Origin of the sequence: uncultured Methylobacterium sp. (assembly GCF_964242245.1) — a bacterium.
Classification (GTDB): domain Bacteria; phylum Pseudomonadota; class Alphaproteobacteria; order Rhizobiales; family Beijerinckiaceae; genus Methylobacterium.
The window spans coordinates 32,852-43,498 of sequence record NZ_CAXTBY010000015.1; the positions used below are offsets into that span (position 1 = coordinate 32,852).

General features: G+C 61.9%; 8 protein-coding genes and 2 pseudogenes. 7 read left to right on the plus strand and 3 right to left on the minus strand.

Annotated elements, in window-relative coordinates:
- The first annotated feature begins 706 nt into the window (after positions 1-706).
- Positions 707-1,258: a MucR family transcriptional regulator gene (locus tag ACFE8Y_RS05975; RefSeq protein ID WP_375463489.1), complete on the plus strand. Its 552-nt coding sequence runs from the start codon at positions 707-709 to the stop codon at positions 1,256-1,258.
- Positions 1,259-1,937: 679 nt separating this feature from the next.
- On the opposite strand, the gene ACFE8Y_RS05980 is transcribed toward ACFE8Y_RS05975, so the two are convergent.
- The gene (locus ACFE8Y_RS05980) at positions 1,938-2,306 is read right to left on the minus strand and encodes a hypothetical protein (protein ID WP_375463475.1); all 369 of its coding nucleotides are present in this window, start codon (positions 2,304-2,306) and stop codon (positions 1,938-1,940) included.
- A 44-nt stretch (positions 2,307-2,350) separates the two neighbouring features.
- Here ACFE8Y_RS05980 and ACFE8Y_RS05985 point away from each other — a divergent pair, with 44 nt between their 5' ends.
- Positions 2,351-3,793 carry a plasmid partitioning protein RepB C-terminal domain-containing protein gene (locus tag ACFE8Y_RS05985; protein WP_375463476.1) on the plus strand — a complete coding sequence of 481 codons (1,443 nt, stop codon included), beginning with the start codon at positions 2,351-2,353 and terminating at the stop codon, positions 3,791-3,793.
- 214 nt (positions 3,794-4,007) lie between these two features.
- Here ACFE8Y_RS05985 and ACFE8Y_RS05990 read toward each other — a convergent pair whose 3' ends face one another.
- Positions 4,008-4,754, minus strand: coding sequence for an ABC transporter ATP-binding protein (locus ACFE8Y_RS05990; RefSeq protein WP_375463477.1), 747 nt, complete (start codon positions 4,752-4,754; stop codon positions 4,008-4,010).
- Positions 4,755-5,386: 632 nt separating this feature from the next.
- Here ACFE8Y_RS05990 and ACFE8Y_RS05995 point away from each other — a divergent pair.
- Genes ACFE8Y_RS05995 through ACFE8Y_RS06005 form a run of 3 tightly spaced genes read left to right on the plus strand, consistent with a single transcriptional unit; the run spans position 5,387 to position 9,375 of the window.
- Positions 5,387-6,370: an ABC transporter substrate-binding protein gene (locus tag ACFE8Y_RS05995; RefSeq protein WP_375463478.1), complete on the plus strand. Its 984-nt coding sequence runs from the start codon at positions 5,387-5,389 to the stop codon at positions 6,368-6,370.
- Complete coding sequence (locus tag ACFE8Y_RS06000; protein WP_375463479.1) at positions 6,370-7,977, plus strand: ABC transporter permease; 1,608 nt, start codon at positions 6,370-6,372, stop codon at positions 7,975-7,977. The genes ACFE8Y_RS05995 and ACFE8Y_RS06000 overlap by 1 nt, the downstream gene beginning before the upstream one ends.
- Positions 7,978-8,019: 42 nt before the next feature.
- Entirely contained in the window at positions 8,020-9,375 is a 1,356-nt protein-coding gene (locus tag ACFE8Y_RS06005) for an 8-oxoguanine deaminase (protein WP_375463490.1), read from the plus strand.
- A gap of 147 nt (positions 9,376-9,522) precedes the next feature.
- Here the strand turns inward: ACFE8Y_RS06005 and ACFE8Y_RS06010 are convergent.
- Positions 9,523-9,648 (minus strand): annotated as a pseudogene (locus tag ACFE8Y_RS06010) (IS630 family transposase); the annotation flags it as partial.
- Between ACFE8Y_RS06010 and ACFE8Y_RS06015 the strand changes: the two are divergent.
- Both ACFE8Y_RS06015 and ACFE8Y_RS06020 read left to right on the plus strand, forming a co-directional pair.
- Positions 9,643-9,984: pseudogene (locus ACFE8Y_RS06015) on the plus strand (hypothetical protein); the annotation flags it as partial. The pseudogenes ACFE8Y_RS06010 and ACFE8Y_RS06015 overlap by 6 nt on opposite strands.
- Positions 9,985-10,267: 283 nt before the next feature.
- On the plus strand, positions 10,268-10,647 hold a 380-nt coding region (locus ACFE8Y_RS06020; RefSeq protein WP_375463480.1), incomplete at its 3' end, for a hypothetical protein.

The following is a 10,647-nucleotide window of genomic DNA, read 5'->3' on the forward strand; positions in this document are numbered from 1 at the left end:
ATGCGACGGCTCGGTAGTAGAGCGGCTGTGCGACCTACGCGGTCGTTGCTTCATCGTCGAGTGCAGGCTTTGCCGCCGCGGCGGCTACAGCCTTAAGCGCTTGCGTCGCCGGTTCGGTGAGCATGGTTGCGTCTACGAGGTGTTCGTTCGCAACAAAATGATGTCAGGCAACCGCTTTCTGCAACGTTCGATGTTGAGGAAATCGAAGTACGTTGTTGCCGAATTCCAAACGATCGTTTGGAAGTACGATCTCTTTGCTGCCGAGTGGCAGTCTTTTTTGCTTCAGACGACTCGCTATCTGCTGCTTCAATCGAGGCGAATATGATCGCCGCATCAGCCATGCAGGGATTATTGTATGACTAGACATTATAGATGACCTCCTCGGCGCATCAAGGGCGATGCGCCGACAAATCATCAGTCGAAATGGGTACTGAGGCTGTGCTTACTGGCACATGAGTCGATTGTTAGTTAGAACCGTGCATCACTCGACATCCCAAACGGTCGGATCTGGTGTGATGCCGCACTCTCAAACCAACTCAGGTTTCTGACACGGCCATGTTTTGAATGAAGCAGAATTTTTCGTTAGACGTTTCAGAGCACACCCATTTAAGCCGTCCCGAATTTCGGCGTGTACCTTTTCAATGAATTGCTTGACGGTCTTACAAATCTGGTAAAAGATCGAACCTTCTTAGAAGGGGTTAATGCCGTGGACGGACAAACCGAAACTCAACCAATCAATCATATCGAAATTACGGCCGACATCGTCTCAGCATACATTTCGAACCACTCGGTTCCTGTCTCAGAGCTGCCAGCGCTTCTCTCAAGAGTGCATGCCGCCCTGGTTGGCCTCGGTAGCCCAGCGACGGCCGAAGCGTCCGGTCCGGAGAAGCTCACGCCCGCCCAGATGCGCAAGTCGATCACACCGGACGCGCTGATCAGCTTCCTCGACGGCAAGCCTTACAAGACCCTAAAGCGTCACCTGACGACCCACGGCCTAACGCTGGAAGCGTACCGCGCGCGCTACGGCTTGCCATCGGACTACCCGTCGACGGCCGCCAGCTACTCGGCACAGCGCTCCGAGCTGGCGCGCAGCCTCGGCCTCGGGCAGCAGCGCCGGAAGGCAATCCCGAATGCTGTCGAGGTCGCCGAGACAATCGATGACACACCGAAGCCCCGTGGTCGGCCGCGCAAAACCGCAGAGACGACTGTGGAGGCCCCCAAAGCTCGCGGCCGGAAGAAGGTTGCTGAACTGGCGTGAGGCCATGTAGGGCGACTGGAATCCGTTGGATTCCTATTGCGAAACGTAGGCGGCAACTACTGCCTACGCCATACCCCAGCCGAACTTCAAGCAGCCCGCGCTCTCATGATTTAGGGTATTTTCCAGCGAGCTGGATGCCGGCTCGCGTGAAGACAATGCGACCACATAAGGAGTTAGAGCATCTTCCATAATCCGGAGATCATGGAAGATGCTCTAGTATCGAAAATCTGCCTTATGGAGGACCAACTATCGCATAAATGATGAGGTAAAACATGGGGTTTGATAAATCTCCGAAAAATTCTTAATTGTCTGACAATAGCTTAATTCAGAGGTAGGTCGGTCTCCGCCATCTGCCTTCCACCGAAAACAGTCGTTTATGCTCGAGGCTTTGCCGACGCGCAGAAATCGATATGACCCCCATTTGTACCCGCAAGGATTGGCGGCGGATTTCCGCTTTTGATGCCTGCGCCAAACGGGGCTGCGTAGGTCCTTTCCTCAATCCTTGATCGAGTTGCGTCCAACCCGTGCATGTCTCCCGAAACCGTCGAGGCTCGGTGTAGGCAACACGGTGCAGGACTCAGAGCGCTTGCCGACGAAGGGGAGGCCGGTTCGGCGAAAGGAGGCGCGTCAAAACAATGCTTTAGAGCTGCGGCCAATTGCAACGCGATCGGCCGCAGCTCTAGCGCTTCAGCTTGGCGATAGCCGCCAAGGCTTCCAGGAGAACCGCCTCGGCCTGCACGACCTTGGCGAGGGCGAGATGGTCCTGGCGGTCCACGGAAACCAGGAAAGCGTCCAGCATCTCGGGGCAGTGCCGGACCAGCTCCCGGAAATGGTCGCCCTTCGGCGCGCATGAACCGGCGAACCAGTTCTTGACCGTGCGCTCGCCGGCGCCGGTCCATCGCGCGACGAGCTTCACAGCCGAGGGCCGGCCGCCCACCGAGCGCCGCAGCACCGCCGAGACCATTCCGGCAAACGTGTCGGCGTGATCGGGCGGGACGCGCCCGTTGCAGCCGCCATGAAACGAGTTGCCCTTCTTCGAAAACGACATTCCAGCCTCCACACGCTCTTGTTGCGCGGAAGGGACAGGACCCGATGCAGGGTGCGGACCTGAACCCCTGCGGGCGTAGCGGAATGGACCCAGAGGAATCGGCGAACGAGAAAGAGGCGCGCGGACAGACACGGGCGGTAGCCTACGTCCGGATGTCGACCGATCCCCAGCAATTCTCCATCGAGAACCAGCTCGCCGAGATCTGGAGGTACGCCGACCTACGCGGCTTCGAGGTCGTGAGGGTCTACGAGGATGCGGGGCGCAGCGGCCTCACCCTCGGCGGCCGCGAGGGCCTGACGCGCCTGATGGCGGACGTTGCTTCGGGATCGGCTGACTTCCAGGCCATCCTCGCCTACGACATCAGCCGCTGGGGCCGGTTCCAGGACGCGGACGAGGGCGCCCACTACGAGTTCCTGTGTTCGCGCGCCGGCATCCAGGTCCACTACTGCGCCGAGCAGTTCGACAACGACGGGACGACGAGTTCGGTCCTGCTCAAGGCGGTCAAGCGTGTCATGGCGCGGGAGCACAGCCGTGAGCTCTCGGTAAAGGTGTTCGCCGGCCAATGCCGACTGGTCGAGAAGGGATTCCGCCAGGGCGGGATGGCCGGCTTCGGACTGCGTCGGCTGCTGGTGGACGAAGGCGGCATCCCGAAGGGCGAACTCAGCCTCGGCCAGCGCAAGAGCCTCCAGACCGACCGGGTGATCCTGGTGCCCGGTCCCGACGGGGAAGTCGACACGGTCCGGAGGATGTACCGCATGTTCGTCGAGGACGGCCGCGGCGAAGCCGAGATCGCAGCGGCCCTCAATCTCGAGGGCGTCAGGACCGATCTCGGGCATCGCTGGACGCGTGGCACAGTCCATGAGGTGCTGACCAACGAGAAGTACGTCGGCAACAACCGCCTGTCGGCCGTGCAGGAAAGGGCGATGATCGTGCGTGCCATGGAGCGCGGCGTGCAAGCCGACAAGATCGCGGCAGCCCTCTGCATCCGGCCCGAGAGCGTCCAACGCAAGGTTCGCATGCTGGACGGCATTTGCGATGAGGCCGTGTCCCTGTTGAAGGACAAGCAGTGCCCCATGGCCGTGTTCGAGATCCTTCAGAAGATGAAGCCGCTCCGACAGATCGAGGCCGCCGAGCTCCTTGTCGGAGCGAACAACTACACGGTGAACTACGCCTCGGCGATCCTGGCCATGACGCCGCAATCGGGCCTCGTGGACGGTGGCGTCCGGAAGAAGGTCAAGGGCGTCACGCCGGAGGCGCTGGCCCGGATGGAACGGGAACTCGCCAAGCTCCAGGAATCGGTCACGTCCATCCAGGAGACCTATGGTCGGGACACTTTGGAGCTGACGGTCGTCCGCGGCTACCTCTCCAAGCTTCTGAGAAACGGGCGCATCGTACGGTACCTCGTCCAGAACCGGCCCGAGTTCCTCGACGAATTTCAGGCGATCACCGAGAGCAAGTCGACCTTGCTTGTGGAGGCGGCGGCCTGAGGCACGTGACCGATCCGGGAGGCCATCTTCGCTTGGTCGAAAGCCTCGGCAAGGTACTTCAGATCCTCCATCATCGATGCTCCCACATGCTCCCGTCCTGTTCCTGCGACGCTTAGAGCCGTGCCCGATCGCACTGCAATCGGACACGGCTCTAAGTCTTTGTTTCAACGCACTCTCTTACGCCGAACCGGCGTCCATTTCGGCGGAGAGCGCTCTAGTCGTGAAGCAACGAGGCAACCTCGTCACAGATGCGGTGAAATTCAGGGGACGCGAATAGGCTCACCGTTCGCGGTCGTGGAAAGGGTATGTCCAGTTGCGCCGAGATCCGCCCGGGTCTGGACTTCATCACGACCACCCGGTCGGCGAGAAAGACGGCCTCGTCGACACCGTGCGTGACCAGGAGCGTGGTCGTCTTGCCGCCGAGCCAGATGCGCTGGAGCTCGAGATTCATCGTCCGTCTCAGGATCTGATCCAGGGCTCCGAAGGGTTCGTCGAGGAGCAGAACGGAGGGGTTCGTCACGATCGAACGCGCGATGGCGACGCGCTGCCGCATGCCGCCGGACAGTTCGCCGGGAAGCGAGTTCTCGAAACCGGCAAGACCGACCAGGTTTATGAGTGCGTTGATCTGGTCACCGGCTTTCGCGACCGGGCGCCCCAGGACCTCCAGGGGAAGGGCGATGTTCTCGCTGACGGTCCGCCAGGGAAGCAACGCCGGATCTTGGAACGCGATGCCGAGCTCGCCCCGCGCCCTTACGTCCGTGACCGATTCCCCATTGACGGCGATGGCGCCCTCATCCGGGATTTCGAGACCGGCAACGAGCCGCAGTAAGGTCGACTTGCCACATCCGGACGGGCCGATGAGCGCGGTCAATGATCCCCGGGGGCAATCGAGAGACACGCTGTCGAGGGCTTGGAGGAAATCCCCTGCCTGCCTCTTCCGCTTGTGGAACTTCTTGCTCACGCCCTCGATCAAGAGGCCGCTTCCGACGGGCTCCTCGTGTTGCCAGGCGGGTGAGACCACCCTCATGTTCGCACGCATGTCGCGACTCCGCTAAAGCAAGCCGCGGGACGTCCGCGCAAGCAGGATTCGTCGGATCTGTCGGGTAGCGGCCGACCCGGCTTTCCGGACGATCGAGGCGCGCCCGGTCGGAAGCAAGGATCGCGCCGTAGCGGGGCCGGCGCCTGGACCCCGGACGTTGCATCGGCGCTTTCGCGCATAATCTTGGCATGTTGAGTAAATTGCAGGCAAAAATTCCCCGTCGGGCGTGCCACCTTAGGGGGAACCAGGTTTCGGCAGAGCATCGATAAGTCCAATATCAAGGCTTGCCCAAATGCGGTCATCGGATACGATCCGGCCTGTCTTAACTCGAGAAAGAGAAGACGAGCTCCTCACGATCGACCGGCGGAGAGCCGGGCCTTGGTGCAGGCCTTCCTACGAGCCCGACGCCGCGCCTTCTGGTGCGTGCGCGGGTGACCCGTGCAAGGCGAGAGCTTCTCATCAAACTGATTCCGTCTGAAGCTGGCGCACGGTGGTCGTGCGGACCGCGCAGTGGCGTGTCCGGCCTGCACCGTCTCAACATAGGGACCCTAGGAATGCGCAGCACCATAACGCGGCGGCAGTTCGGTGCCGGCCTGATCGGCGGATGCGGCGCCGCGATCGCAGCATCCGCCGGCTATCCCCTCGCGGCGGCAGCTCTCACGCCGATGACCTTCCAGGCGAACTGGTTCAACGATCCCGAATTCCTCGGCTACATGCTGGCCATCGACAAGGGTTACTACGAGGAAGCCGGCCTCAAGGTGACGTACCTGCCGGGCGGACCGAACGTCATTCCGGAAGGCTCGCTTCTCGCCAGGAAGTCCGACGTCGCCCTGACGGCCATGCTCACGACCGCCGCGGCCATCGTGCAGAAGGGCGCACCGTTGACGGTCATCGGAACGCAGTATCAGAAAAGCCCTCTCGGTCTCATCGCGATGGAATCGAGCATGATCCAGAAGCCGGCCGATCTTGCCGGCAAGACCGTTGCCGTTCCGACGCTGACGTCCGAGTTGTTCAAGACCTTCGTCAAGCTTCACAAGATCGAGAATTTGAAGACCGTACCCTATGCCTTCAATCCCGCGCCCCTCATAAACGGGGAAGTGGATGCGATGGTCGACTTCGTCACGCAGGTTCCATTCCTCATCAAGCAGACCTCCGGCAAGTCGGCCAACTACCTGCTCTTCGACGATCACGGCCTGCCGCTCTTCATCGATCTCGTGACCGTCACCCGGGATACGCTCGCAACGAAGCGTCCGGAACTGCTGCGCTTTCTGAGAGCGAGCCGGCGAGGATGGGCCGAGAACTTTGCCGACCCCGCGAAGTATCCCCCGTTGTACCACGACACGTGGTTCAAGGGATCCGGATCCACTTTGGGAGCGGAGAACTTCTTCAACGCCTCGCAGCCGTCGTTGATGGACAACCCCCGCGGCCTCTACACCCTCGATGCCGCGGCCATAGAGGCCAACCTGGCATCGCTCAGGAGCGTCGGCATCAACGGGACGAAGGACATGTTCGACACGAGCCTGCTCGCCGAGCTGTGATGGACATGCGGACCTTCGGAACGGCAGGCGGCCCGCTCTCGACGAGGCGCATCCCCGGCGCGATCAGGACGATCCTGGTTGTCCTGTGCCTGATGTCATGCTGGGAGGCCGTCGGTCGACTTCCCGTGGACGGGGTGAGGGTCGTCCCGCCCCTGTCGGGCGTCCTTTCGGACTATGTCGCCAATAGCGACATCTACGGCAGCCACATTGCCGCGACCGCGGCGACGTCGGCCTACGGCTTCGTCATGGGCGCGGCGATCGCGGCCGTCGCCGCACTGGTCTTCTGCATCGCCCCGACCGTGGAACTGGTCTTCAGAGGGGTCAACATAGCGCTGTTCGCCGTGCCCGCCATCGCGATCGGTCCGCTCCTGGTCCTGCTGCTCGACGGCCAGTGGCCGCAGATCGTCCTGTCGGCGACGATGATCTATTTCCCGGCCATGGCGGCGATGCTCGTCGGGCTGCGGGACATCGATCCGCGCCACGCGGATCTCGTCAGAGCCTACGGCGGCGGCGACCTCGCCTTGATGCGGTTCGTCAGGATACGCAGCGCGGTCCCGAGCGCGATGGCGGGGTTGCGCGTCGCCGCGTCCCTGTCGGTCCTCGGGGCGATCCTGGGAGAATTCGGCTCGGGCGAACGATGGGGCCTGGGCACCTTCCTGCTGGGCTCGCTCGGCCAGTCGAACGCCGATCGCCTATGGGGCATCAGCATCGCAGCGGCGGGGCTGGCGCTGGCCGGATACGGGCTGTTCTCGATTCTCGGGTCCGCCCTGGTCGGGGCGACCATACCGGTGACGTTGGCGGCCGGCCGCATGCCCGACGATATGCACGGTCAAACTCCCAGACGGACGATCGCCAGGTTCGCCCTGACCGGCGCATCGATCTTGCTCCCGTTCCTCCTGTGGTGGGCCGTCCTGCGCTTGGCCGACATCAGTCCCATCGTTGCGCCAAGACCGTTGGACGTCGTTGCTTACCTGTCGTGGGAAGACGGTGCGTCGCAGGCGCGAACGGTCCTGCTCCAGGCCCTCGGGCAGACGGTCCCGCTGGCGCTGCTGGGGTTGGTCGCAGGCCTCGGCACGGCGTTCCTGCTCGCGGCTTCGTCGGTCCTGTATCCCAGGGTCCTGCGGGCCGTGCTTCCGGCGGCGATGGTGCTGCAGAGCACGCCGCTCGTCGCGATCACGCCGATCGTTCTCCTCTTGCTGGGAAGGAGTGTCTCCGCATGCGTCTTCATGGCCGTCATCGTCGTCTTCTTTCCGGCCTTCGTCCTGCTGGTACAGGGATTTGCCGTCGTTCCTCGCGCTGCGCTGGAAACGGTCGACGTCTATGGCGGAGGTTCATTGAAGAAGCTTCGCTTGATCTCGATACCGTATTCCTTTCGCTACGTCGTCGCGGCCGCCAAACTGGTCGCACCGCGTGCGCTTCTGGGCGTGATGATCGCCGAGTGGCTGCTCACGGGAACCGGCCTCGGCAACCTGATGGACGTTTCGCGCGGCACCCTGGACTACGGGATGGTTTGGAGCGCGGCTATCCTCAGCATCATCGTATCGGTGGCGGCCTATCAATGCGCCGCGCTGCTTGAGGTTGTCGCGCGCCTTAGAGGCACCGCGTGATCTAGGCCGCGGGCGCAGCTCATGAAAACCGATGTCGCCGGCATGGACGTGAACAGTGTGGCCGACCACGGCGTCTGGCTCCGGGACCCTGTCGCGGTCCTCGCCGAAGGTGCCGAGCGCGGGATCGTCGTGTCGGGCGGCGTAATCAAGGAGTTGGTCGGGCGTGCGGGGCCGCGGACACAGGTCGCCGAGATTTTCGATGCGGGCCGTCACGTCGTCCTACCCGGCCTAGTCAACGCGCACCATCACTTCTTCCAGACGCTCACGCGCGCCCACCCTCAGGCCCTCGACAAGGACCTGTTTCCTTGGCTTCAGGCGCTGTATCCCGTCTGGGGGCACGCGCTCGACCGTCGGTCGTTCAGGTTGGGCGTACGCGTCGCGCTCGCGGAACTCCTGATGTCCGGCTGCACGACGACGACGGACCATCTGTTCGTCTTTCCGGCGGACATGCCGGATGCCGTCGATATCGAGATCCAGGAAGCCCGTGCCCTCGGCATGAGGATCGCCCTGACCCGCGGCGCGATAAACCTGGGCTTCGACGACGGCGGCATCGCCGACCCGAGGCTCATGCAGGATCACGATACGGTCATGGCCGACTGCGAGCGGGTGATCGCCCTGTACCATGATCCGGCGCCGGGCTCGTTCTCCACCGTCGCCCTGGCGCCGTGCGCACCCTTCAACGTGACCAAGCGCCTGATGATCGACAGCGCCGAACTGGCCAAGCGCCACGGTTGCAGGCTTCACACGCATCTCGGCGAGACCGCCGACGAGAACCGCTACTGCGAAGCGCATTTCGGGTGCCGTCCGATCGAGTACCTCGAGCAGACGGGCTGGCTGGGCGAACAGACGTGGCTCGCCCACGGCATCCATTTCACGAATGACGAGATCGCGCGGCTGGGCCGGCACCGGGTGAGCGTCTGCCATTGCCCCACGTCGAACATGGTCCTGTCCTCGGGCACGTGTCCGACGCGGGACCTGGAAGCGGCCGGTGTCGCGGTGGGACTCGGCGTCGACGGCTCGGCCTCGAACGACAGCTCGAACCTGATGGAGACGGTCAGGCACGCGACGATGCTCGGCAAGCTGCGTTACGGTGCCACGCAGATCACCCACTTGGACGCCCTGAGATGGGGGACCCGCGGCTCGGCCGAATGCCTCGGTCGACGGGACATCGGTACGATCGCCGTCGGTCAGCAGGCCGATCTGTCCCTGTTCGGCCTGGAGGAACTCCGCTTCTCAGGCTCGGGCGATCCCATAGCGGCCCTGGTCCTGTGCGGCGCCCACCGCGCGGATCGGGTCATGATCGGCGGGCGCTGGCGGGTCGTTGACGGCGAGCCGGTCGACGTCGATGTCGCGGAGCTTCGGAGGCAGCACGCCGCCGCCGCCAAGGCGTTCGTTTGAACGGCCGTCAGCCCAGTCCGCGTGTCGTTAACGTTAGGCACTCAGAAGGCTAAGTGTCTGAACTTGATCCGGATTATCATATTGAGGATCACTGTTACCATGAACTGAGCTCTCGCGTTGTCAGCCCACGCGCTAGCGGCGAACCTATTCGACATAAGCCTGGAAGGTGCTGCGGTTGATCGCGCCATCGAACACGAAGGGTGCCACGAGGCCGGACAGGCACAGTCCCGCCACGAAGGTCGTGGTCTTCCAATGGCCGTGCGGCACGACCGCCGCCAGGGCCGGTACCGGATCACCTTGGAAGCGGACAAGGCCGGAGCCTGTTCTTGGGCTAGCCGAAGGCCAGACCCGAGGGATGTCGAGGACTGCGTCGGCGACCTGCGCACGCGCAACGTGACATCGCACGTCGCGATCAACCGTGCCGTCTCCAAGACCGGCAAGGTGCGCAAGCCCGCCATCGATGGCCGCCCCACCCGCCATTCCGGCGACGCACTCAGCCAGCGCGGCCGCACGCGCATCGAGAAGGTCTTCGGCTGGGTTAGGGCCCAGGCCGGGCGCGACAAGGTCAAGGTCCGATCCTGGCCCAAACTCGATGCGGTCTTCACCTTCGTGCGCAAGCCGCTGCGCTCGGACGTGACGGCTTCCCACTACGCGTGTACCATCCAGGCCGTCTCGCGGATCGACCATGGCGAAACAAGCTTGACTGGATGTACACAGCCGGCGCCGTCAGGGCGGAATAGATATGACACGTCGAGAGTTTGGTGAAGGCACATGTCCATTCCATAGAACAGATACGGTCGAAAATTTCTCCACACTACTGAAAAATATATACGCTTAGCAGTCACGAACAATAAATTATTGTCATATATCACGACGGCGATAGGAGAATAAAGTGCAGCAGTCTATGCTATGGTGGAAAGTTCTATTTCATGAGATGGGTCCACCTGCTACAAAGCATAGTGATCCTCCGCTAGATTCACGAGCTCATCGACGCTCACAGTCGCTTGTATCACTCTTTAACAAATTAGTAGAGACTTCAAATACGCTTTTACTGCTTGAAATAGGTGCACATAATGCAGACGTCTCAATCGAATTTGTCCAAGCTAACAAGTTGCGACAAGCTTTTGCCTACGAGGCATCTCCAACTATATACAATAAAACAGTAGAACGTAATATTCCGAAGCAAGTTAATTATATAAATGAAGCAGTAGGTAGTTCATCCGGGCAATTAATATTTTATGAACCTCTATCAGGTGGCTACAAATCTCAATG